The 24,305-nt window shown below is 40.8% G+C and carries 26 protein-coding genes; 13 read left to right on the plus strand and 13 right to left on the minus strand.

Features of this window, described 5'->3' with window-relative positions; genetic code table 11:
• Window positions 1-25 precede the first annotated feature (25 nt).
• Complete coding sequence (locus SK086_RS01655) at window positions 26-787, minus strand: exodeoxyribonuclease III (RefSeq protein ID WP_324689319.1); 762 nt, start codon at window positions 785-787, stop codon at window positions 26-28.
• A gap of 194 nt (window positions 788-981) precedes the next feature.
• On the opposite strand from SK086_RS01655, the gene SK086_RS01660 reads away from it, so the two are divergent.
• Window positions 982-2,793, plus strand: a complete 1,812-nt coding sequence (locus SK086_RS01660) for a lysophospholipid acyltransferase family protein (protein WP_324689320.1) — start codon at window positions 982-984, stop codon at window positions 2,791-2,793.
• A 48-nt stretch (window positions 2,794-2,841) separates the two neighbouring features.
• Here the strand turns inward: SK086_RS01660 and SK086_RS01665 are convergent, their stop codons facing one another.
• The 6 genes from SK086_RS01665 to SK086_RS01685 form a co-directional block, all read right to left on the minus strand.
• Entirely contained in the window at window positions 2,842-3,336 is a 495-nt protein-coding gene (locus tag SK086_RS01665) for a DUF805 domain-containing protein (protein WP_324689321.1), read from the minus strand.
• 148 nt (window positions 3,337-3,484) lie between these two features.
• Window positions 3,485-4,279: a M48 family metallopeptidase gene (locus SK086_RS01670; protein WP_324689322.1), complete on the minus strand. Its 795-nt coding sequence runs from the start codon at window positions 4,277-4,279 to the stop codon at window positions 3,485-3,487.
• A complete protein-coding gene (locus tag SK086_RS01675) occupies window positions 4,276-4,725 on the minus strand; it encodes a DUF4870 domain-containing protein (protein WP_324689323.1) in 450 nt (149 codons plus the stop codon). Before SK086_RS01675 ends, SK086_RS01670 begins: the two co-directional genes overlap by 4 nt.
• Window positions 4,722-5,129, minus strand: a complete 408-nt coding sequence (locus SK086_RS13640; protein WP_407652313.1) for a DUF2752 domain-containing protein — start codon at window positions 5,127-5,129, stop codon at window positions 4,722-4,724. Before SK086_RS13640 ends, SK086_RS01675 begins: the two co-directional genes overlap by 4 nt.
• Before the next feature lie 3 nt (window positions 5,130-5,132).
• Window positions 5,133-5,474, minus strand: a complete 342-nt coding sequence (locus SK086_RS01680) for a TM2 domain-containing protein (RefSeq protein WP_290872153.1) — start codon at window positions 5,472-5,474, stop codon at window positions 5,133-5,135.
• Between the two features lie 154 nt (window positions 5,475-5,628).
• A complete protein-coding gene (locus tag SK086_RS01685) occupies window positions 5,629-6,582 on the minus strand; it encodes a 2-hydroxyacid dehydrogenase (RefSeq protein ID WP_324689324.1) in 954 nt (317 codons plus the stop codon).
• A gap of 236 nt (window positions 6,583-6,818) precedes the next feature.
• Between SK086_RS01685 and SK086_RS01690 the strand changes: the two genes are divergently transcribed.
• The 8 genes from SK086_RS01690 (at window position 6,819) to SK086_RS01725 (ending at window position 13,611) form a co-directional block, all read left to right on the plus strand.
• Window positions 6,819-7,301: a c-type cytochrome gene (locus tag SK086_RS01690; RefSeq protein WP_324689325.1), complete on the plus strand. Its 483-nt coding sequence runs from the start codon at window positions 6,819-6,821 to the stop codon at window positions 7,299-7,301.
• A gap of 61 nt (window positions 7,302-7,362) precedes the next feature.
• Window positions 7,363-9,342 carry a Sec-dependent nitrous-oxide reductase gene (nosZ, locus tag SK086_RS01695; protein WP_324689326.1) on the plus strand — a complete coding sequence of 660 codons (1,980 nt, stop codon included), beginning with the start codon at window positions 7,363-7,365 and terminating at the stop codon, window positions 9,340-9,342.
• Window positions 9,343-9,394: 52 nt separating this feature from the next.
• On the plus strand, window positions 9,395-9,985 hold the full coding sequence (locus SK086_RS01700) for a hypothetical protein (RefSeq protein ID WP_324689327.1): 591 nt from the start codon (window positions 9,395-9,397) through the stop codon (window positions 9,983-9,985).
• Complete coding sequence (locus tag SK086_RS01705) at window positions 9,982-10,413, plus strand: nitrous oxide reductase accessory protein NosL (RefSeq protein ID WP_324689328.1); 432 nt, start codon at window positions 9,982-9,984, stop codon at window positions 10,411-10,413. Before SK086_RS01700 ends, SK086_RS01705 begins: the two co-directional genes overlap by 4 nt.
• A complete protein-coding gene (locus tag SK086_RS01710; RefSeq protein ID WP_324689329.1) occupies window positions 10,410-11,639 on the plus strand; it encodes a nitrous oxide reductase family maturation protein NosD in 1,230 nt (409 codons plus the stop codon). The genes SK086_RS01705 and SK086_RS01710 overlap by 4 nt, the downstream gene beginning before the upstream one ends.
• Window positions 11,640-11,731: 92 nt before the next feature.
• Window positions 11,732-12,457 (plus strand): ABC transporter ATP-binding protein, encoded by a 726-nt coding sequence (locus tag SK086_RS01715; RefSeq protein ID WP_324689330.1) that lies wholly within the window; start codon window positions 11,732-11,734, stop codon window positions 12,455-12,457.
• 13 nt (window positions 12,458-12,470) lie between these two features.
• Window positions 12,471-13,238, plus strand: coding sequence for an ABC transporter permease subunit (locus tag SK086_RS01720; protein ID WP_324689331.1), 768 nt, complete (start codon window positions 12,471-12,473; stop codon window positions 13,236-13,238).
• A gap of 1 nt (window position 13,239) precedes the next feature.
• Window positions 13,240-13,611, plus strand: a complete 372-nt coding sequence (locus SK086_RS01725) for a group III truncated hemoglobin (protein ID WP_324689332.1) — start codon at window positions 13,240-13,242, stop codon at window positions 13,609-13,611.
• Window positions 13,612-13,639: 28 nt separating this feature from the next.
• Here the strand turns inward: SK086_RS01725 and nadB are convergent, their stop codons facing one another.
• A complete protein-coding gene (nadB, locus tag SK086_RS01730; RefSeq protein ID WP_324689333.1) occupies window positions 13,640-15,208 on the minus strand; it encodes an L-aspartate oxidase in 1,569 nt (522 codons plus the stop codon).
• Window positions 15,205-16,134: a quinolinate synthase NadA gene (nadA, locus tag SK086_RS01735; RefSeq protein ID WP_324689334.1), complete on the minus strand. Its 930-nt coding sequence runs from the start codon at window positions 16,132-16,134 to the stop codon at window positions 15,205-15,207. Before nadA ends, nadB begins: the two co-directional genes overlap by 4 nt.
• Window positions 16,135-16,258: 124 nt before the next feature.
• On the opposite strand from nadA, the gene ric reads away from it, so the two are divergent.
• The 4 genes from ric to SK086_RS01755 are packed head-to-tail and all read left to right on the plus strand — an operon-like array spanning window position 16,259 to window position 19,952.
• Window positions 16,259-16,987, plus strand: a complete 729-nt coding sequence (ric, locus tag SK086_RS01740; protein WP_324689335.1) for an iron-sulfur cluster repair di-iron protein — start codon at window positions 16,259-16,261, stop codon at window positions 16,985-16,987.
• 32 nt (window positions 16,988-17,019) lie between these two features.
• Window positions 17,020-19,134 (plus strand): ribonucleoside triphosphate reductase, encoded by a 2,115-nt coding sequence (locus SK086_RS01745; protein WP_324689336.1) that lies wholly within the window; start codon window positions 17,020-17,022, stop codon window positions 19,132-19,134.
• Complete coding sequence (gene nrdD, locus SK086_RS01750) at window positions 19,118-19,276, plus strand: anaerobic ribonucleoside-triphosphate reductase (protein ID WP_324689337.1); 159 nt, start codon at window positions 19,118-19,120, stop codon at window positions 19,274-19,276. The genes SK086_RS01745 and nrdD overlap by 17 nt, the downstream gene beginning before the upstream one ends.
• A 1-nt stretch (window position 19,277) precedes the next feature.
• The gene (locus SK086_RS01755; protein ID WP_324689338.1) at window positions 19,278-19,952 is read left to right on the plus strand and encodes an anaerobic ribonucleoside-triphosphate reductase activating protein; all 675 of its coding nucleotides are present in this window, start codon (window positions 19,278-19,280) and stop codon (window positions 19,950-19,952) included.
• Window position 19,953: 1 nt separating this feature from the next.
• Here SK086_RS01755 and SK086_RS01760 read toward each other — a convergent pair whose 3' ends face one another.
• The 4 genes from SK086_RS01760 to SK086_RS01775 all read right to left on the minus strand — a co-directional run bounded on the left by SK086_RS01760 (window position 19,954) and on the right by SK086_RS01775 (window position 24,282).
• Window positions 19,954-21,765: a hypothetical protein gene (locus SK086_RS01760; RefSeq protein WP_324689339.1), complete on the minus strand. Its 1,812-nt coding sequence runs from the start codon at window positions 21,763-21,765 to the stop codon at window positions 19,954-19,956.
• 74 nt (window positions 21,766-21,839) lie between these two features.
• Window positions 21,840-23,159, minus strand: a complete 1,320-nt coding sequence (locus tag SK086_RS01765) for a cbb3-type cytochrome c oxidase subunit I (protein WP_324689340.1) — start codon at window positions 23,157-23,159, stop codon at window positions 21,840-21,842.
• Window positions 23,149-23,586, minus strand: coding sequence for a c-type cytochrome (locus SK086_RS01770; RefSeq protein ID WP_324689341.1), 438 nt, complete (start codon window positions 23,584-23,586; stop codon window positions 23,149-23,151). Before SK086_RS01770 ends, SK086_RS01765 begins: the two co-directional genes overlap by 11 nt.
• Window positions 23,587-23,730: 144 nt before the next feature.
• A complete protein-coding gene (locus tag SK086_RS01775; RefSeq protein ID WP_324689342.1) occupies window positions 23,731-24,282 on the minus strand; it encodes a fasciclin domain-containing protein in 552 nt (183 codons plus the stop codon).
• Window positions 24,283-24,305 lie beyond the last annotated feature (23 nt).

The raw sequence follows: 24,305 nt of genomic DNA on the forward strand, positions 1-24,305 counted from the left end.
TATCTATTTTAAGGCTGTTTTTTACTTATTCAATTTCTACCAAAACCGGACAATGGTCGGAATGTTTGGCTTCGGGTAAAATTACCGCTCTGCGTAAACGGTCTTTTAAAGGTTCGCTGGCCAAACAATAATCAATTCTCCACCCTTTGTTATTGGCTCTGGCATTAGCCCGATAACTCCACCAACTGTAATGATGCGGCTCTTTGTTAAAGAATCGGAAGGTATCGATAAACCCATTTTTCATGAATTTGTCCAACCATGCGCGTTCTTCCGGTAAGAATCCCGACACGGTTTTGTTGCGTATCGGATCGTGAATATCGATGGCTTCATGACAAATATTGTAATCGCCACAGATAATCAAATTCGGAATTTCTTTTTTCAAATTGGTGATATACTCGTGAAATTCATCCATGTATTGGAACTTATAGTCCAAGCGATCCATGTTGGTTCCGGAAGGCAAATACAAACTCATCACCGAAAAATCATCGAAATCCGCTCGCAAGTTTCTGCCTTCAAAATCCATATGATCAATACCGGTCCCGAAAACTACCTTGTTGGGTTTTATTTTAGACAAAATAGCCACACCACTGTAGCCTTTTTTAGTTGCGGGAAACCAATAGTGATAAGGATAGCCGGAAAGTTCCACGTCTAACAACGGAATTTGGTCTTCGGTGGCTTTGATTTCTTGGAGGCAAATCACATCGGGATTGGCTTGCTGCAACCAATTCAAAAATCCTTTTGAAATCGCCGCGCGAATGCCGTTTACGTTATAAGAGATGATGCGCATTAAGCTTTAGATTAAATTGTGTTGCATACTGTTCGACCGAAAGGCCTTGGGTCAAAAATAGGCAAAAACCCAAACATTTGAAACCCAAAAACCTTAATAAAAAATTAAAGTTTCAACCGTGTTTTCCACATTTTCTGAAGGCTATTTCAGCAGAATTACTATCTTTGTTTCTTACTCAAAAATAAACGGTATACATGGGTTTAGTTACTGCTAAAGAAGTTGCAAAAGCAATAAACGCTGATAAATACGGGGTTTTCGGAACTTTTTGTGGCTGGTTACTAATGAAAGCTTTGAAAATCTCCACCTTAAATAAAATCTACGACCGCAACAAACACTTGAGCGAAGTAGAATTCCTAAACGCTATTTTGGATGAATTTCAAATTAAGTTTGAAATTCCGGAAGACGATTTAAAACGATTACCGAAAGACGGTGCTTATATTACAATATCTAACCATCCGCTGGGTGGTATTGACGGTATTTTGTTATTGAAATTAATGCTCGAAAGAGAACCGAATTTTAAAATCATCGCCAATTTCCTGTTGCATCGCATCGAACCGATGAAGCCTTACATCATGCCGGTGAATCCGTTCGAAAACCATAAAGATGCCAAATCGAGCGTCATCGGCATCAAAGAAACGCTACGCCATTTGAGCGACGGCAAACCTTTAGGCATGTTTCCTGCCGGAGAAGTTTCTACCTATAAAGACGGAAAACTAGTAGTAGACAAAGCTTGGGAAGAAGGCGCCATCAAAGTGATTCGCAAAGCACAAGTTCCGGTAGTACCCATTTATTTCCACGCCAAGAACAGTCGTTTTTTCTACTTCTTATCAAAAATTAATCCAACGCTGCGCACCGCCAAATTACCCTCGGAATTGCTAACCCAAAAGGACCGAGTAATTAAAGTGCGCATTGGGAAACCGATATCCGTAGCCGAACAAAACGAACACAAAACCATTGAAGAATACTCGGAATTCTTGCGTCGTAAAACCTATATGTTAGCCAATTCTTTTAACGAAGAATCCAAACTATTGAGTTCGCAAAACCTCAACTTGAATTTGAAAACGCCTAAGAGTCCGAAACAAATTGTAAAACCGGCCAACCACGACAAGATTTTAGAGGAAATTGAAGTGTTGAAGCAAGGCGATTACCGTTTGTTACAAAGCAAGAACTACTTGGTTTTTTTGGTAACTGCCGATAAAATCCCGAACATTTTACACGAAATAGGGCGTTTGCGCGAGATTACTTTTAGGGCTGTAGGTGAAGGCACTAACGAATCAATCGACTTAGACCAATACGACAATTATTACCACCACATGTTTTTGTGGGACGATGAAAATCAGCAAATAGCCGGCGCTTACCGCATGGGCTTGGGCGCAGAAATTTTCCCGAAATACGGTATCGAAGGCTTTTATTTACAAGACTTATTCCGTTTCGAACCGGAGTTATACGACATGATGTCGAAGTCCATCGAAATGGGTCGCGCCTTTATCGTGAGCGATTACCAGCAAAAACCAATGCCGTTGTTCTTGTTGTGGAAAGGCATCGTACATACTACCTTGCGTTATCCGGAGCACAAATATTTGATTGGTGGCGTAAGCATCAGTAACCAGTTTACCGAATTCTCCAAATCGTTGATGATAGAGTTCATGAAGTCGCATTACTATGATCCGTATGTGGCGCAATACATCAATCCGAAGAAAGAGTTCAAAGTAAAATTGAAAGATGCCGACAAGGATTTTGTATTCAATGAGACGGAAGCCGATTTGAATAAATTCGACAAAATTATTGACGAAGTCGAACCGGGCAGTTTGCGACTTCCGGTATTGATTAAAAAATACATCAAGCAAAACGCACGCGTGGTGGCTTTTAATGTAGATCCACTATTCAATAATGCTGTCGATGGCTTGATGTACATTCGCATTGCCGACTTACCCGAGAGCACTGTAAAACCGGTAATGGAGGAATTTCAAGCCGAATTGGAACGCAAAGAAAAAAATTACAAATAGAAAAAGCCGGTAGTAACTACCGGCTTTTTTATTGAATGTCAAATGGGATTATTCTACTCCAATCTGACTGATATCTTCTGAACCATCTGCTTTTGGATCCGGTCCGTATTTGTTTTCTCCAACATCTCCATTGGTACAAAACATCACAAGCAACCAAATGGCCAAACCAAAAACAACCACTCCGGCAATAATTACGCCTATGCCAAATCCTTCCGGCGAAGCTACTCCTGACAAAGCTGACAAACTAGCGCCAACCATTACAGCAGCACAAATAATCATCGCTAAGTAAATAATCACTAGCAACCATCCGCTTTTTCCAATGTCGTGCAATCTTCGGAAAGCAACAGCTAATCCCGGAATAAAAACAGCCAAACCGTAAACGGTGTTTAGACCAATTTCCAAATTCAACGCTTTGTCAATGGCCATTGTAATGACTGAAAAAATCAAATTAAAAAGCGTGAAATACCAATACTCTGATCGGCGTGCTCTGCCGTTAAAATTGGCATAATTTTCAAATACAACTTTTTTGTACCAGTTAAACATAATTAATAGTTATTAGTTAGTCCTACTCTTAAGGATTTTCGGTTACTCCATGGGTTAATAGACTCAAATATAAAGAAATTTTGTAATAAAATAATTAAGCTGGGTATTTCTTGAAACAAAAAAAAGCAACCCTAAGATTGCTTTTTTGCTATTGTTGTTCGGCTAATTTTTGAAAAGCCTGCCATTCTTTCTCAGTTATAGTGGCTTTGTTTTTGAGTTTCTTTCCTTTAATGTATTCCAAAATATATTGGGCTCGTTCCTCGGATTCCGGATGCGATGCAATCCAATACATCTCTTTAGGCATTTGGCTATCCATAGCCATTTCATACATAAAATCGGCCAAAGGTTTAGGATCGATATCTGCGGCTATCATATAATCTACACTGGTTATGTCGGCCTCTTTCTCCAAAGAACGGTCGTAAGCCGAAGAAGATAAGGTTCGGAAAATTTCCTTCAATACTTCGCCTGCTTTGCCACCGGTGGTAGCCGAAAGCAATACGGAAAATCCAATTTCTTTGGAAAGCTTCTTCATCACGTGTTTGTTTTCAATATGGGCGATTTCGTGTCCTAAAACACCTTGCAATGCTTGTTGGTTTTTGCAATCTGCAATCAAACCGGTATAAACCACCAAATGATTATTAGGCAAAGCAAAAGCGTTGATTTCATCTTTTTCTATGATATGAACTTTTAAGGAATCACGCTCAATTCCGTTAGCTTCACATAAAGGATTGATTAATTTATCGAGGGTTTTAACCAAGCTGTCGTTAAGCACTACATCTTCGGTTTTGGCTATTTCATCCCAAATTAATTCTCCCAAAGCGGTTTCTAAATCTTGACCATTCTGCTTCACTTTAAAAAAGGAAACATAGTCTAACTGTGATAAGCCAAACCAAATCAAAAACACTGTAAAGACTATGGCTAATCCTTGTGCTGCTATTTTCATAAGTGTAGCGTTTTAGGTTTACAAATCAAATCTGTTAGTCCGCCAAAGAAGAAGAACTTTATGTGTATGCCTTTTCTAACTTGAACGGCTGCATAAATCGTAGAAATCAATTCGATGATATTAACCACAATTACGGTAAGCACATAAGCAAAATATTCATTGGTAAACTTTACGTCGCCAAACAATATAGAAACCGTCCACCAAAAACTGTAACTGTTCATAAAGAAAAGCGCAAATTGTGACAGCAAGGCTTGTGTACAATGCCATCTTACAAAATAAGGCTTGTTGCGGTTGGCCACGTAAAAGAAGAAAGTGGCAATCAAATTCAGAATCGGCAACGGTAATCCGGCTACCACAGCCACTAACGACATCAAGTAGCTGTTCGACGCTTTCTCACATTCACTATCCGAAGGCTGATAGGGAAAATTGGTTATTTGTCTTCTCATAGATTTTTAGTTAGGTTCCAATACCAGAGCAATAAAATCAGTAAAATAAAAAAGCTTGCGACCAAGGGTTTTCTCAAAAAAACCTCAGTTTGCTTATACTTTTGAAACAAAGTGTCTTGCTGGGTCAGCAAGTCAACGGCAATCCAAATAGGCGCTAAAACCATAATAAGAAATACGATTGAACCTAAAGGATTGAACTGAACAGACTGCAACAAGTTGCCCTTAAAAAGTAACAAAACAGCTCTCGTAGTGCCACATGAAGGACAATTGTACCCAGTAACATTCTTAAACCAACAAAGCGTTGTGTCAGATTGCTGAAAGTAATAGGTACTTAAAAGAAGGTAAACAAACCCAAGGAAACAAGCCACACCTAACAATACGTATAACTTGTTTCGGGTCATCATTTACTAGTATAAAGTATTTTGAAAAAGCTCAATGTTTTTCTCACGAGTAGCTCCCATAATTAAGAACCAATCGATGATAGTCCAAATTCCTAAACCACCACAAGTCAACAATTTTCCTATTCCCAATCCGGTATCACCAATAAAGAAACGGTCGATTCCCAAAGAACCACCACCTACAATAGAAATGATTAAAGCAGTTGTAGGATCTTTAAATTGCATGGTTTGAACCATACCCCATCTTGACTCGTCAAGGGTTAATAATTTCTCTCTCACACTTGGCAAATGATGCGCTTCGAAAAACTTAGAGTTCATCATTAAAAACATGTCGACTTTTTGTGCGTCCATAATAAATTGTTTTATTGGTTAAATTAATTGATGGCTCTAATATATAAAATTCTTATAAAAAATCGAACTTTTAAAAAGTATTGCACCCGAAATTTAAAGAAAGTCCTTTCGGAATACAAAACAAACTCAGTAGTAGTAACGGTAAAAGAATTGGCTAACGGAACATTTTCAAAATCTTATCCACTATCGTCTGGGCCAATTTCTCATGACTTTCAAACGTCCATCCGGCAATATGTGGCGTCAATAAAACATTGTCCGCTTGCAATAAATACGCAAAGGCTTTGGGTTTTTCACTGTCGATAAATAAATTTTCAAAAGACAACTTTTCGTATTCCAACACATCCAATCCGGCGCCCAAAATTTTCCCGGTGGCTAAAGCTGTGACCAAATCATCGGTCACCACATTTTTACCTCTTGAGGTATTAATCAACCAAAAAGGTTGGGCAAAAGCATTGATGAAATTCGTATTCACCATCTTATCCGTTTCGGGTGTCCATGGTATGTGCAAACTCAATACCTCAGCTTTGGCTTGCAACTCGGCCAACGAAACTTGACGCGCATTGGCATCGCCTACATTGGGTAAAATATCATAACACAAAACGGTAACGTCAAATCCGCGTAGTTTTTTGGCAAACGATTTCCCCATATTGCCATATCCAATAATGCCAACGGTCTTGCCTTCCAATTCATAGCCTCGATTGCCTTCTCGTATCCATTGGCCTTGGCGCACCAAACGGTCAGCCCTGTTGAGTTTGTTCATTAACGACAATAACATCCCCAAAGCATGTTCTCCAACCGCATTACAATTGCCTTCCGGCGCTGCAATCAAATGAATACCTTTGGTCTCGGCATAGTCGCAATCAATACTCTCCAACCCCGCGCCAACTCTGGCAATGAACTTAAGATTAGTGGCTTTATCCATAAACGCTTTGTCAATTTTAAAACGACTACGAATGACAATGCCTTGATAATCTTCGATTTTAGCTTCGATTTCGCTTTTAGAGGAAGTGAAATCGGCTTCATTTTGAAATCCGGCGGCAACCAATTGTTCCCATAACAAAGGATGATTGCTGTCGATGTGTAGTATTTTGATGTCTCGATTTGGCATAAGTAGCAATTGAGAAGTAAAGATAAGATTTAATAAGACATGATAAAAAGGCAATTTACACCAATGATAACCTTAAACATTTGTTACAAGCACAGTCGATTATGACTATCTGACTATCAGAATCATAGCTTTTAAAAGACAAGCCGGAAAACTTTCCTACTCTTTATGATTGTAATCATAAAATTAACAAGTGTTTAATGCTGAAATTTGTAAATGAATCTTTAATACTTCCTATCATGAAAAAATTATTGTTAACCGCGCTCACCTTTTCTCTGCTGATTGCTTGTGGGAAAAAGGAAAAAGAAACTGAAGAATACAACCCTGCTGCCGATCCGTCTGCAACAGAAACAAAAGCCGCTGACCCATCAAGTTACGACCCAAAAAGAGGTGAAGGTAAATTTACCAACGTAGAATTGGGCGCTACGCTCGACCAAGCCATGGCCGGCAAAGGCGAAGAAGTAGCTGCTGTAAAATGTACTTCTTGTCACAAATCAACTGATGAAAAACTCGTTGGTCCGGGATGGAAAGGCGTAACCGAAAGAAGAAGACCGGAATGGATTATGAACTTTATCACCAATCCTGACCCAATGATCGACAAAGACCCTGAAGTACAAGCCCAATTAGAAATTTGTTTGGTTCGTATGCCAAACCAAGGGTTAAGCGACGATGATGCCCGTCATATTTTAGAATACATGCGAAAAATTGACGGTGTAAAATAAACCAAAACCTGAGATTGGTTAACCCGTGAAAGTGCTGGCCAATCTTATTAAATCAATAATAATGAAAAATAAGTTTGTAAAAGCAATTTTTGCTGTCGTTCTCGGAAGTGCTTTGTTCACTTCTTGTAAACCAAAGAATTCGGGCGATGCGGTGAGTGGTGATGCCGCTCAAAAAGCCTATGTCGCTCCGGGTAAATATGATGAATTTTATAACTTCGTGTCCGGAGGTTTCAGCGGACAGTTGAGTGTTTACGGTCTGCCAAGCGGTAGATTATTCCGAGTAATTCCGGTGTTTTCCGTTGACCCTGAAAAAGGTTGGGGTTACAGCGAAGAAACCAAGCCGATGTTAAACACTTCCAACGGCTTTGTGCCTTGGGACGATTTACACCACACCGAAATGTCACAAACCAATGGTGAAGTAGACGGTCGCTGGGTTTTTGGTAACGCCAATAACACTCCTCGTATCGCTCGAATCGACTTGAAAACATTCAAAACTGCCGAAATTATCGAGCTGCCCAACAGTGGTGGAAATCACTCTTCTCCATTCATCACCGAAAATACAGAATACGTGGTTGCCGGAACTCGTTTCAGCGTTCCGCCGGATTATACCAACGGTGACGTAGCCATCAATACTTATAAAGAAAACTTCAAAGGCCACATCAGTTTTGTAAAAGTGGGCAAAGAAGGAGAAATGGACTTAGCATTCCAAATTGTAACGCCGGGGGTTAACTTCGACTTATCGCACGCCGGTAAAGGAAAATCACACGGTTGGTTCTTTTTCTCTTGTTACAATACCGAACAAGCCAACACCTTATTAGAAGTAAATGCGTCTCAACGTGATAAAGACTTCATTATGGCGGTGAACTGGAAAAAAGCTGAAGAGTACATCAAAGCCGGAAAAGGAAAAAAACAAAGCGTGAAATACGCTCACAACAAATGGAATGAAAAAACACATAGCGCCACTTCTGAAATGAAAAATGAAGTTTTAGTGTTAGATGCCGCTGCCTTAAAAGACATTTGTTACATGATTCCTTGTCCTAAATCACCTCACGGTTGTGACGTTGATCCAACAGGTGAATACATCGTAGGTTCCGGTAAATTGGCTGCCTTGATTCCGGTATTCAGTTTTGATAAATTGATGGGCGCCATCAAAGACAAAAAATTTGAAGGTGACTACGGCGGAATTCCGGTAGTAAAATACGAAGCGGCCTTACATGGTGAAGTGCAAAAACCGGGCTTAGGACCATTACATACCGAATTCGACGGTAAAGGAAATGCTTACACCACTTTCTTCGTGTCTTCTGAAGTGGTAAAATGGGACATCAAAACGTTAAAAGTATTGGATAGAGTACCTACTTACTATTCTGTGGGTCACTTGTGTATCCCCGGCGGTGACAGTAAAAAACCTTTCGGTAAATACTTAATCGCCTATAATAAAATTACCAAAGACCGCTATTTACCAACCGGTCCGGAGTTAGCTCAATCTGCTCAGATATTTGACATCAGCGGGGATAAAATGCAACTCATCCTCGACTTCCCGACCATCGGTGAACCGCACTATGCACAAGCTGCACCGGCCGATTTGATTCGAAACAATGGTCAGTTGAAATTCTATAAAATTGCCGACAACAATCACCCTTTTGTAACCAAAGGAGAAAAAGAAGCCAAAGTGGTTAGAGAAGGCAACAAAGTTCATGTATATATGACTTCTATCCGTTCTCACTTTGCACCGGATAATATTGAAGGCATTAAATTGGGAGACGAAGTATACTTCCACGTAACCAACTTAGAGCAAGACTGGGATGTACCGCACGGATTTGCCATCAAAGGTGCCGACAATGGCGAGTTACTCATCATGCCGGGCGAAACCACAACCTTGAAATGGATTCCTAAAAAAACAGGAATGTATCCTATGTATTGTACCGATTTCTGTAGCGCACTACACCAAGAAATGCAAGGTTATGTAAGAGTTTCTCCGGCAGGAAGTAGTGTTCCGCTCACCTGGAGTGTGGGGACCAACTTACCGAAGGCTACCAAATAAAATTAACCAAAGGGAACAGATTTTATTTGTTCCCTTTTTTTCTCTGAATGCAATGAAAAATCTATCCATTTCAGGTCTGTCAAAAGTATTGCTTTTGATAACCGGAGCCCTATTTGTAGGAGCTTTGTTTGTACCCATGTGGCAAATCCAACTCGAAGCACCTCAATACCCGGAAGGCCTTGTACTGCAACTTTACACCAACAAAATTGGCGGCGATGTGGAAATCATCAACGGGTTAAACCACTACATCGGTATGGCCACCTTGCATACCGAAAACTTTTTCGAGTTTACCGTTTTGCCTTATGTCTTCGGTGCTTTTGCGCTTATCTCCATCGTATTAATTTTTGTAGCCAAAAGAAAAGCAGTACTCGCTTTTCTAATCACTTATATAGTTTTTATCGCCTTAGCTGCTGTAGATTTCTATCGATGGAATTACGAATACGGACACAATCTCGATCCAAATGCAGCCATCAGAGTCCCGGGTATGGCTTACCAGCCGCCACTCATTGGTTACAAACAACTACTCAATTTTGGGGCTTACTCCATCCCAGACACCGGAGGTTGGTTGTTAACTGTTGCCGGAATATTACTGTTTTTTGTGGTTCTGAAAGAATATAAGTTTACTAAAAAAACAACCTTATGAGAACTCTAGCTTTAGCGTGTATCGCATTCCTTTTCTTGGCTTCTTGTAGTTCCAAAGAAGCTAAACCTCTTAAAATCAATACCGATGCTTGCGATTTTTGCAAAATGACCATCGCCAACGGTAAATTCGGAGCCGAACTGATTACCCAAAAAGGCCGTTATTACAAATTTGACGATTTGGGCTGTATGGTGCAATTTGCCAAATCTAATACCGTAGTGCCTTACCAATCTTTCTTTGTAAACGATTACACCAAAGACAACACTTTGATTCCGGCAGAAACAGCTTTCTTTATCAAAAGCGACCAAATCAATTCGCCCATGAGAGGCAATATGGCAGCATTGGCAACCGCAGCAGAACAAAGCGAATACGCTAAAAAGTTCAATGCAAAACCTTTAAACTGGACAGAAGTTTACAACAGTTACAAATGAAAAATTTAGTGTATATCCTTTACTTTTTTTGCCTAATCAGTAATGCTAAAACCATTACCGTTGGGAAAACCTATCCGGTTAAAACCATCAAACAAGCTTTGGCTTTGGCAAACGATGGCGATACGGTATTGGTTACTCCGGGTATTTACAAAGAAGGAAATATTCTTATCAACAAAAAAATCATTTTCTTGGGTAAAAACTTCCCAACGCTTGACGGCCAAAACAAATTTGAAGTAGTATCTGTTGCTGCCGATAATGTGGTAGTCAAAGGCTTCAAAATCATCAATTCGGGTTATGCCGCATTGGATGATCCTTGCGGGATTAAAGTGTATGACCGAAACTTTGTTCGCATTGAAAACAACATCCTCGACAATAACTTTTTTGGCATTTACCTCCAAAATTCCAAAAACAGCCTTGTCAAAAACAATAACATCAGGGCTTACGGCAAACAAGAACAACTCATCGGAAACGGCATTCACTGTTGGAAAAGCGAAAACCTGCAAATCATTGGCAACAAAATTTCAGGACACCGTGATGGCATCTATTTCGAATTTGTAACCAACTCGGTGATTTGGCGCAATATCTCCAACCACAACATTCGGTACGGTTTGCACTTTATGTTTTCTAACGACGATTCTTATATCACTAATGTCTTTAAAGGAAACGGAGCCGGAGTAGCAGTGATGTTTACCAAAAACGTCAAAATGTTCAATAATTATTTCGAAGAAAACTGGGGCGATTCGGCCTACGGTTTATTGCTCAAAGAGATAGCCGACAGTTACATCTTTAACAACCATTTCAAACGAAATACTTCCGGAATTTATATGGAAGGTACGTCCCGAATTAAAGTCGAAAAAAACGTTTTTGAAGCCAACGGCTGGGGCATGAAAATCCAAGCCAGCTGTATGGAAAACGAAGTGGTAAACAACAATTATGTCGGCAATACGTTCGACATCAGCACCAACGGAAGTTTAGTGCTCAATACTTTCAACAGCAATTATTGGGACAAATACGAAGGCTACGATTTAAACAAAGACGGCATAGGCGATGTGCCTTACCATCCGCTCAGTTTGTTTGCGGTACTCACCGAAAGCAACCCATCGTCGATGTTATTGTACCGCAGTTTTATGATTACCCTTTTGGACAAATCCGAAAAAGTATTACCCAGCATCACACCTGATAATTTTGTAGACAATACGCCTTTAATGAAGCAGTTAAGGTTATAAAGTTGCGGGTTACGGGTTGCGAGTTATAGGTTAAAAACTCGAAACCCGAAACCTTAAACTCGCAACTTTCAACCCGAAACCCGAAACAAACCATGATAACCATACAAAATATAAACAAAAAATTCGGCAAATTAGCCGTATTGCAAGACATTAACCTTTCGTTTCAAAAAGGACAATGCATTGCCCTAATCGGACCTAACGGTTGCGGAAAAACCACTTTAATCAAATCGATTTTAGGCATGGTCATTCCCGATAACGGTTCGATTACTTTCAACGGAAAATCAATTCTCGGTGATTATTTTTACCGAAACAACATAGGCTATATGCCACAAATTGGACGCTATCCCGACAATATGACCATCGGTCAAATTATCGAAATGATTAAAAAAGTACGGCCTTCAACCACCGAATTAGACGAAGAACTCATCCGCGCTTTTGAACTCGACAAGTTATTCGACAAACAAATGCGAACCCTTTCGGGCGGAACTACCCAAAAAGTGAGTGCTGTTTTGGCTTTCTTATTCAATCCCGATGTACTGATTTTAGACGAACCTACCGCCGGTTTAGATCCGCTGGCATCCGAAATTTTAAAAGAAAAAATCATCCGTGAAAAAGAAAAAGGAAAACTAATCCTCATCACTTCGCACTTGCTTAGTGAACTCGACGACTTAATCACCGAAATCATTTTTATGCAGGAAGGTCAAGTGCATTTCCATAAAAATGTCACCGTTATCAAAGCGGAAACCAACGAAACCCGAATCTCCAAAGCCATTGCCAGCATCCTAAAAGCCAAACAAACCACAACTCGTAACTCGTAACCTGAAACTCATCATGAACCGCATCATAAAAATCATCTTACTCGACATCCTAAAGAACAAAATTGTGTTGGCCTACACTTTAATTTTGGCAGCACTCTCCTGGAGTTCTTTCGCCTTAGAGGACAATTCAGCCAAAGGATTGCTCACCATCTTAAACGTAATATTATTTACTGTACCGTTGGTTTCCATCTTGTTCGCTACCATTTACTTGTACAACAGCTCAGAGTTTATCGAACTACTGCTCAGCCAACCGATCAAACGCCGAAAAATTTGGACCAGTTTGTTCTTGGGATTGTCACTTTCAATGGTATTAGCCTTTGTTGTAGGTGCCGGCATACCGTTGCTGATTAACGCACCCGACAGCGTTGGACTAATGATGATTATGGTTGGTAGTTTAATCTCGGTCATCTTTGTGGCATTGGCTTTCTTGAGTTCCATCCTAACCCGAGACAAAGCCAAAGGCATCGGGATTGCCATTATGACTTGGTTGTTTTTTGCCTTATTATTCGACGGTATCGTATTGTTTTTACTCTTCCAATTGGCCGATTATCCTATCGAACACGCCATGGTGGCTATGACGGCTTTAAGCCCTATTGATTTGGCCCGTATTCAAATTTTGATGCACTTGGATGTTTCAGCTATGATGGGTTATACCGGAGCCATTTTTCAGGATTTCTTCGGAACAGCGGTCGGTTTAATCGTTTCGTTTTTGCTGCTGTGTTTGTGGGCGATGGTTCCGTTTTTTATCTCACTAAAAAAATTCAACCAAAAAGATTTGTAACATGAAAACCGATATCCGAAACCGCAAAGACATCGAGAAATTGGTCAATACCTTTTACGACAAAGTAAAAACCGACGACATTATCGGTTATTTATTCAACGATGTGGCTCAAGTGAATTGGGAAAACCACCTGCCCAAAATGTACAATTTTTGGGAAAACATTCTTTTCTTTACCGGAAATTATGAAGGCAATCCGATGGCCAAACACAAAGCGTTACACGAAAAAAGTCCAATGAATCCAACGCATTTCGGACATTGGAATAAATTATTCACCGAAACCGTAGACAAACTTTTTGAAGGTCCGAAAGCCGAAGAAATCAAGAATCGCGCGCTGAATATTTCCGCCGCCATGATGTACAAAACTCTAAGCTGATGACACCAAAATTGTATTAATCTTTCATTTACAGGCCGCGACCGTTTGGGTTGGCGGTCATTTTTGTTTGGCCTTCTTTGTAAAAACTGCCTTTGTTTTCATGGCGTTTTAAAGAAAAAGCGACAATCGGAATGCTAACCTCAAGACTGTTTTTCAGTTCCAAAAAATCTTTGGTCACCGCATATTCCCGTTCCATTTCCCGATACTCGTTTTTGCGGAGCTGCAATAGCTTTAAAGTGTTTTTCAGATCGATGTCGTGCCTAACAATCCCGGCATTGTGTTGCATGAGATTTTGCAGTTCTTCTCGATGTTTCGATACCCATTCGGAGGAAATGGTTTTGGCTTTCTGATTCAAATAAAGGGGATTTTTAGACAAATACGTTGTATTCTCCGAATCCGTTTCGCCTAAATAAGTATAAATCTGATGCGCATACACCAAAGCCTCTAACAACGAATTCGATGCCAAGCGATTGGCTCCATGCAAGCCGGTTCGGGAACATTCGCCACAAGCGAATAATCGGTTAATAGAAGTGAGTCCGTTCCAATCCACCTCAACGCCGCCACACAAATAATGTTGCGTCGGAATCACCGGAATCCAAGCTGTAGCCACATCAACCCCTTCCAACAAACAATTCTGATAAATGGTTGGGAAATGCTTCTGAAATTCAATTTGATCCAAATGCGTACAATCTAAATACACACAGTCATCACCCGATTTTTTGAGTTCGGTTTCAATACTTCTCGACACTATATCGCGCGACGCCAATTCGCCTCGTACATCGTAATCCAACATAAACCGATGCCCTTTCTTGGTTTTCAAATACGCGCCAAAACCCCGAACTGCCTCGGAAATCAAAAAAGTCGAAGCTGAACCTGGCGCATACAAAGCCGTTGGATGAAATTGGATAAACTCCATATCGCTGATCTTAGCTTTGGCCCGAATCGCCATAGCAATACCATCGCCAGTGGCTATTTTAGAGTTTGTCGTTTGCTGATATACTTGCCCGATACCGCCGGTTGCCAAAATGGTAAAGCGAGAGAAAATCGGCATCATTTCATTGGCTTTTTCATCCAAAACACTAACGCCGTAACACGTATTTTGGTCTGTAATCAAATCGGTAGCGAAATGAAAATCGAGGATTTCAACATTAGGTTGCTGGTGGGCTTTGGCCAAAATAGCGCGCTCAATTTCACGCCCGGTTTGGTCTTTATAATGCACGACACGAGAATTGGAATGTCCGCCTTCTTTGGCTAAATCAAGATTTCCCGTTTCGTTTAAATCAAATTGCGTTCCCCATTCAATAAGTTCGGTCAAGCGTTTCGGTCCTTCTTTCACTACCATTTCCACCACTGCTCTATTGCACAACCCATCACCGCACACCAAAGTATCGTGGATGTGCTTTTCAAAATCATCGCTCACCCCATCCATCACGACGGCTATACCGCCTTGGGCGTATTTGGTATTCGACTCGTCTTCGTTGGATTTGGTGACAATCAACACTTTTCGGTCGGGAAATTTTAGCGCCAATTTGATAGCAACTGTCAGTCCGGCTATCCCTGAACCTAAAATCAAATAATCGGTTTCTATCTTCATCATTTCGACAATTCAAGCATACGTTGGATGGGAATAAGGGCTTTGTCTGCAACTTTCTTCGGCACATTGATTTCCGGAGATTCATTCAGCAAACAATCGTATAATTTGCGAAGCGTATTGAGTTTCATATACGCGCATTCGCTGCAAGCACAAGTATTGTCTTCCATAGCCGGAGCGGGAATTAAGATTTTATCGGGCACTTCTTCCTGCATCTTGTATAAAATGCCTGCCTCCGTAGCCACAATAAATTCGCTTTTCGGACTCTGCTTTACGTAGTCAATCATTCCGGAAGTCGAACCAATATAACTCGCCGTTTCCAAAATATGGGTTTCCGATTCGGGATGCGCTATAATGGCAGCATTCGGATGTTCTTTATGAAGCGCGATGAGTTTATCTAACGAAAACGCTTCGTGGACTACACAACTACCGTCCCAGAGAATCATTTGTCGCCCGGTTTTTTTGTTGATATAGTTTCCGAGGTTTTTATCGGGCGCAAAAATAATCGGGATGTTTTCGGGTACGGAGTTGACAATTTTTTCGGCGTTAGAAGAAGTGCAAACCAAATGACTCAACGCTTTAATTTCGGCGGAGCAATTCACATACGTAATCACAATATGATTGGGATGCGCTTCCACAAACTTCTTAAAAATATCAGGCGGACACGAATTGGCCAACGAACAACCGGCATTCAAATCGGGCAATAAAACCTTCTTTTTCGGATTTAATAATTTGGCCGTTTCAGCCATAAAATGCACACCGGCAAACACTATAATATCGGCATTTACTTTCTCCGCTTCTTGCGACAATCCTAAACTGTCGCCCACATAATCGGCTATTTCCTGTATGTCGGGTTGTTGGTAATAATGGGCTAAAATCACGGCATTCTTCTCTTTTTTCAATCGGAGAATCTGCTCTTTTAAATTTTCCATGGGCATAGTTTAAGAAGCTACAAAATAACCACTGAAAAAATCCAATTTATATGACTTTAATCATATATCGCAACAGTGTAGTAGTCTTAATTTTGGAGAACTTTAAAATTAAAACACCTTATTTATGAATGCTTTAGAACAAATAACCGTAGGAGAATTTGTAGCCGGAGATTTTAGAACAGCAGCGGTTTTCTCAAAATATGGCATCGACTTTTGCTGTAAAGGCAATAGAACTTTAGAAGAAGTTTGCGAAAAAAAAGGACTCGACGTCCATTCCATACAAGATGAATTGAATGCCGTTTTAGAATCGAAATCAGACAATAACATCGATTTCAAATCTTGGCCCATCGACTTATTAATCGACTACATCGAAAAAACGCACCATCGTTATGTAGAAGAAAAATCGACCGCCTTACTTTTTTACCTCGACAAACTCTGCAAGGTACACGGACAACGCCATCCGGAACTTTTTGAAATTGGACTTCACTTTAAAATTTGCGCTACAGAATTGGCCCAACACATGAAAAAAGAAGAACTGATTTTGTTCCCGTTTGTCAAAAAAATGTTCAACGCCCTTCGAGACCAAGAATCGATAGAACAGCCGCATTTTGGAACTGTCAATAATCCGATTGCCATGATGCAGGACGAACACGAAAACGAAGGCGAACGCTTCCGCATCATTGCCAAATTAACCGACAACTACAATCCGCCGGTTGATGCTTGTGAAACCTACCGCGTAACTTTTGCCATGCTGAAAGAATTCGAACAGGATTTACACAAACACATTCACCTCGAAAACAACATAGTGTTTCCTAAAGCGCAGGCTATGGAAACCAAGTTCGACCTCATATAATCAAACTAATCAACCCAAAAAACACGCTCATCATGGAAAAATATGTAATTAAAAGAAACGGAGATTATAAACCTTTTGAACCTTTTAAAATAAAGGATGCGATAGTCAAGAGCTTTACCAGCGTTTCACTTCCTTTTGACGAGCGTGTTTTTGAAAAAGTAATGGCCGGTTTAGACGCCAAAGAAACTTGGGCAGTCGAAGAAATTCAGGACATTATTGAAAAAATGCTTTTCGACTATCACTATTTTACAGTGATGCGCTCGTTTATGTTGTACCGTCACACGCGAAAACTGCAACGCGAACACGTACAAGGATTGAATGACGACACGACATATGTAGACAGCACCCAAACCATTGAAGAGTATATCACACAAACCGATTGGCGCATCAATGCCAATGCCAACACTTCCTATTCCAATGCGGGTTTGGTGAACAATGTGGCCGGAAAAATCATTGCCAATTATTGGCTGGATAAAGTCTATTCTAAAGAAGAAGGTTACGCCCACCGCAACGGCGATATTCACATCCACGACTTGGATTGCTTAACGGGTTATTGCGCAGGTTGGAGTTTACGCGTGTTACTCAACGACGGTTTTAACGGCGTTCGCGGTCGTGTGGAAAGCAAAGCCCCTTCGCATTTCCGGGAAGCCTTGGGACAAATGGCCAACTTCCTCGGGATTTTGCAGAGCGAATGGGCCGGTGCCCAAGCGTTTAGTTCTTTTGATACGTATTTGGCACCTTATGTTTTTAAAGACAATTTGTCGTTTGACGAGGTGCTCAAAGCGGTGCGCAGTTTTGTGTACAACTTGAATGTTCCGGCGCGCTGGGGACAATCGCCGTTTACCAACATTACCTTAGATTGGGTAGTTCCGGCGGATTTAGCGGTACAGGTTCCGACCAAAAACGACCGGCATTTATTTGAAAAAATTACCGATGAAAAAATCTTGACTCGTGCCCAAGAACGCGGTGTGGAAAGCTTAACCGAACTGCGTTACGAACATTTTCAGGCCGAAATGAACCTGATTAACAAAGCCTATTATACCGTAATGACCGAAGGCGATGCCAATGGCCAACCTTTCACTTTCCCGATTCCGACCGTAAACATCACTGAAGATTTTGATTGGAACGGCGAAAACACCGAACTGCTGTTTGAAAACACCGCTAAAATCGGTTCGTCCTATTTCCAGAATTTCATCGGAAGTCAGTATACTACCGACGAAAACGGCAACAAAATGGAAAACCCAAATGCCTATAAACCCAATGCCGTGCGCAGTATGTGCTGTCGCTTGCAACTCGATTTACGGGAATTGTTAAAACGAGGAAACGGTTTGTTCGGTAGTGCCGAAATGACCGGAAGTATTGGTGTAGTAACCCTCAATATGGCCCGTTTGGGCTACTTATACGAAGGCGATAAAGAAGCGCTTTTCTCCCGATTGGACGAGTTGTTGGCATTGGCCAAATCGACTTTAGAGAAAAAACGACAATTCATACAGGAAATGTACGACAGAGGTTTGTATCCTTACACCAAAAGGTATTTGCCGCATTTCCGCAATCACTTTTCGACTATTGGGGTGAACGGCATGAACGAAATGATTCGCAATTTTACCAATGACCAAGACGACATTACGACGCGTTTCGGCCATGACTTTTCGATGGAAATCCTGAATCACATCCGCAATCGCATGAAAGAATTCCAAGAAGCGACCGGAAACTTATACAACCTCGAAGCTACGCCTGCAGAAGGTACTACTTATCGCTTTGCGAAAGAAGACAAAAAACGCTATCCGAACATTGTACAAGCGGGTGGCGACGACAATATTTATTACACCAACAGCTCGCAAATTCCGGTAGATTTTACCCAAGATCCTTTTGAAGCCTTGATGATGCAAGATGAATTACAATGCCAATACACCGGCGGAACCGTACTGCATTTGTACATGAACGAAAGAATCAGCACTTCGGAAGCTTGTAAAAACTTTGTCAAAACCGTACTATCGAAATTCAAATTGCCTTATATCACGGTCACGCCTGTTTTTAGTGTGTGTCCGGTGCACGGTTACCTCAACGGCGAACACGAATTTTGTCCGAAATGTGACGACGCTTTATTAGAAAAACTAAACCAAGATAACTATGAAAACCAAAACTAACCCTGTTCTGGAGCAACATCAAGAACTACGCACCAAATGCTTGGTGTACACCCGAGTAATGGGCTACCATCGTCCGGTAGAAAGTTTCAACATCGGTAAAAAAGGCGAACACAAACAACGCCTGCACTTTAAAGAAAGCTGAAATGGTCAAATCGGTTAGCAATATAACACCGTTCACACTGTTGGACTATCCGGATAAAACCGCCTGTATCTTGTGGTATGCCGGCTGTAATATGCGGTGTTTGTATTGCTACAATCCTGAGATTGTTTTCGGGAAAGGGAAGTTTACCTTTGCTGAAATGGTCTCTTTTTTGGAAACCCGAAAAGGCTTGCTCGATGCCGTAGTGTTTAGCGGTGGCGAATGTTTGCTCCACAAAGACATCGTCGAGCAAATTCAAACGGTGAAAACCATGGGCTTTTTGGTGAAAGTAGACACCAACGGCTCTAAACCTGAAGTGTTGCAAAATTTACTGGAAAAGAAGGTAATTGACTATGTGGCACTCGATTTCAAATCGACCAAAGAATCGTTTGCTGCCATAACACAATCGGACTTGTTTGACCAATTTGAAAAATCGCTGCAGTTATTACTGAACGCCAATATTCCTTTTGAAGTGCGCACCACTTACCATTCAGAATTATTGGCCAAAGAAGAGTTGTGCGAGATGATTGATTACCTGCAATACAACCAATACACAGGAACGTATTACATTCAGCATTTCCGAAACAGTGTCGAAACCATAGGCAAATTGCCGGATTCCCGAGATCGTTTGGAACACCAACTTCCCGAAAATCCTAACCTGAAAATCAAATTTCGCTAAATTAAGCGGTCTCTAAAACAGGAATCTCCAATCGATTGACTGCCGCTTTACATTGCTGTAATTGCTGTTGCATGTGTTTCTTATCTTGGGTAAAGAAATCTGTCTGCGCAAACAAATCCGAATAATACGCTATACCCGAAAGCAAATTACTTTTAAATGCGCTCCATTTTTTGAGTTGGGCCGATGTAAAGTCATCGGTAAATTGCTCCAATTCGTTTTTGAGGTAATCCACATACATTTTCAGCTCTTTGATAAACATATGCGGACGATTATTATCGGCCAACACGTTAGCATTGCCGTAAATGTGTTTCACCATATCGGCCAAAGAAACTTCGCGGTCAAAATAGGCTAAATTCGGTCCGGGACAAATCACCACACCCTGTTGCTGGCCTTTAACTTCCATCCCATTCTCCAAATAAGACGCATTGGCCAAGCCTACACACAAACACGATTTCTCAAAGATTTTGGTTTGCTTTTGCTGAATTTCTGACTCTGATAATTGGTCTTTTTGTGCTTCCAATTCGGCCAACTTAATATCCTGGTATTTTTTAGAAGCCGTGCACATCCCTTGCGGATTGTATTCTTTACTCAAAGCCAACAATTTTTTTGGACATGAACTTCCGGCCTTATTTTCGTTAATACGTTTTTGTTTCCAAAAATCATTACTCATTCCTTTAACCGTATTAAACAATACGCCGAGCGGCGAAATATCGCTTAAATAAAAATCTTTTTCTTGGGCTTTGGCCAAAAGCTTTCGGGTGGCTTCATCTACCGAAGTGGCTTCAGGTACCAATAAAAACGGCGAACCCCAACCTACAGCGTCCATGTCAAAATGCTGCAGTAAAAACTCGTGTTCTTCAGCCGTGCCAACGCCACCTTGGGCAGTGATTTTCAATGCTAACGGTTGGGTTGGTATCGGCAAATTTTTCGCTTGCAAAGCTTTAACCATCAGCTCATGTGCCGATTGGATGAGTTGCTCTTTTTTGGATTTGAATTCTTCTAAAATCGGACCCATTAAAAATCCTTCGGTAGCAAAGGCATGTCCGCCACAATTTAAGCCCGATTCTATACGGTATTCCGACACCCAAAGGCCTTTTTTGGCCAAAAAATTCCCTTGTATCATGGCCGAACGAAAATCGCTCACCTTCAGTATAATTTTCTTTTGGAGCTGTCCGTCAGCATTCGGATAAAACACCGGAAAGTGTTCGAAATAACTGTATAATCTCGGATTCATTCCGGCCGAAAGCACGACCGAAGACGTCAGATTACTTTCGGCAAAACCGCGCAATGAGGCATGCGCATCGTTAAATTCCACGGGCAAAGGTTCATTTTTATCGTAATTCTCTTTATCCACTTTGGTCATAATATTCACATCAATACTGCCGGGCGCAAAATGTTCGGCCAGGTAATTTTTGATGTTTTCTTTAAAAGTCAACCCATCTGCCACAAGATTTTGCAACCCTTTTTTGAACTCCGATTGGTTGGGTAACATCGCAATGTAATTGTCTAAAGTGGTTTTGTTTTCCGCCAATTCGATTTTAAAGCGTTCGAATTTGTCTTTCACCACGGTATCGACCAAGTTCAAATAATGCTTGATGCGTTCAGCGCGGTAATCGTGGCATTTTTGGGTAATTTCACGATAAGGCAAACTGAATTTTCGGCTGTAAAAGGCACGCATTTTTTCAATCAGTTCGTCATCGGTAATGGAAATTACAGAGGAAATGCCGTAATGTGCCAAGCGTATTGGGCTGTCTATGGTATAAGCCAATCCCATAACAGGTATATGGAAAGTATGGACGTTTTTAGTAGTCATGTCGTATGTTTTAATAAGGGGCGAATTTTGTGAAATCATTCGGGAAAAAGTATGATATATGTCATCTGCAATCATTATTTGAGGGTTAGGCGCAAACCGCTGAGCAATTCGAATACGATGCGGTACAAACCGATAAAAATCCCCAAGCCGAACAGCACGAAAACCACATAAAACCCATGCATAGCATCTTGGAATTGACCAAAAGACAACGTTTTGTCGAAGAAAGTCCAATGTGCTTTCCGAACACCCATCAACAACAAACAGCCCCAAAACAATACAAAGGAAGTTTGGAACAAGCGAATGCCGAATCGGATTTTTGCCACGGAAAGCGAACACTGATTCGATTCGAGTATATAAGTCACGGAAGACAGTAATATCAGGGTATTGATACCGATAGTTGTTCCCATAGAATGCGCCACGGTAATGTGCGTTCCGTGGGTAAATAAATTAACCGCCGGTATTGATATCAACAACGCCAAAATAATATTCAAAAACACCCAAAAATCGGCCAATCGCATGAATTGGTGTGCAATAGGAAAAGCTGTTTTTTGGTCTTGATTCAAATTTTTTTTCCAATCGTAAATAATAGATGCCAAAATAATCCATTCGGTCATACTAATTCCGTAAGCCAAATACCGAATCCAAGGCGCAGTAGGCACGATATACACATGATGCGCCCAGCCAAACATAAGGTTGGTTAATCCCAAAAAGTAAAAGAAAAATGCTTTCCCTGAGGTAGCATAATGTTCGTCTTGGCTGATTTTGGCCATAACATAAATGGCGGTACCGTAAACCAACATATTCCAAGAGCCTACATAAGAACCGCCGGCTTTCCATTGCAGCGCAGTGTTTTGTATGAAATGCGATTTAAAATAAGGCAACAACCACAAATGGGCTTCGGTGAAATGGTAAATCATCATCACAATTCCGGTGGCCCACATCCAATAATACACCGGCCAGGTTTTGAAAGTAGCGGCCAACGTTTTGAAATATTGAATGCCAAACAACAGCCAGCCTGAAACAATGGGGAAGTAAAAATAACTCGGAAATTCCAGGTATTCTTTTCCGGCAAAATTTCGAAACAAATAAGACAAGGCAATACCAAATCCCGTTAAGATAAAAATCCAAAAATGCGTTTTAACCAAAAGCTGATTGGTCGGTTTCTCGTTGGAATTCCGACTCAAATAATAGTAAATTCCGCCGATAGCAGTGAGCAAAACCCAAGAAACCACAAAGAGTGTGTGTAACGGTCGCAGCGCCGTAAACGGTAAAGCTTCTTTGATGAAATCGGGGACAACATACTGAAAACCGGCAAGTAAACCGCAAAGCAAGCCCAACAACAATGACAATAATCCGGCAACAATAAAATAAAACGGGTAGCGATTAGTGTTCATAGGTTTCCTTTTTATATTGAACTTTTACCCAACCATCGGGTTTAATCGTGGCTTCGGTATTAGGATAGTTACCGGTTTGATCCACTTCCATTAAAAACTGCAGCAATTCTTCTTTTTCAGTTTCGTTAAAATCAAATCGCGGCATGGCTTTGACACCGCTGTTGAACATGGCCTTCAAATAATTGCCGTCGTTTTTTCTGAAAGAATACACATTGGTCAAATCGGGTCCGAGATAACCGCCCAATCCGTACAATTGGTGACAAGCATTGCAATTGTTTTCCCGCCAATGTTTTTCGCCTTGCAGGGCTTTTTCAGAAAGGCGGATTGTCCCATAGTCTGATTGGTTCGTATAAAGTGAATAATTATAAGCTGTAAAAAACAACAACAGCAACAGTAAAACCAAAAGGTATTTTACAGAAGAAAACATAATAAAGGCATTGAAATGGAAGTACAAAGAGACGCAAAGAAAGTGGCTTGATTTATGATTTTAATCACAAAAAAGGCGTGAATGACAACTTCCACGCCTTTTCTCTTTCAAAAAAGAAAAACAAGATTTGAATTAATAATTATCCTATTTCGGAAGTAAAACGTCACCAATCACGTGAATAATACCGTTGGAAGTTTCTATAGAAGCTACAATTTCGGAACCGTTAACAAAGGTTTTTTCACCTTGCTTGGTAATTTTTACCTTACCGCCGTATACCATATCAAACTCCTGACCATCTTGCATGTACTCGGGTTTCAAAACGCCAACATAAGTGTGGTAACCTAAAATATTTTGCAAATCAGTTTTTTTCTCCGGTTTCAACAAGCCTTCCACAGTTCCGGCAGGCAATTTATCAAAAGCGGCATTGGTTGGTGCAAACACCGTAAACGGTCCGGCATTGCTTAATGAGGTAACCAATTCAGCTGCTTTAACAGCCGCTACTAAGGTAGTGTGGTCTTTACTTTCGGAAGCTACCTGAACAATATTTGGGTTAGACGTTTCATCTTTTACGCCTTCTTGACCCACGTTTTGGGTTGGTGTACTTTCGGTGGTTTCGGTTGGGGTTTCGCTGCTTTGTTTACAACCTACTGTCGCAAAAAAACAAGCTAAAAGCAAAATTTTGATGGAATTTTTCATAATAATAAATACTTGGTTTATAC

This window comes from Flavobacterium cheonhonense, assembly GCF_035671315.1.
Lineage (GTDB): Bacteria > Bacteroidota > Bacteroidia > Flavobacteriales > Flavobacteriaceae > Flavobacterium > Flavobacterium cheonhonense.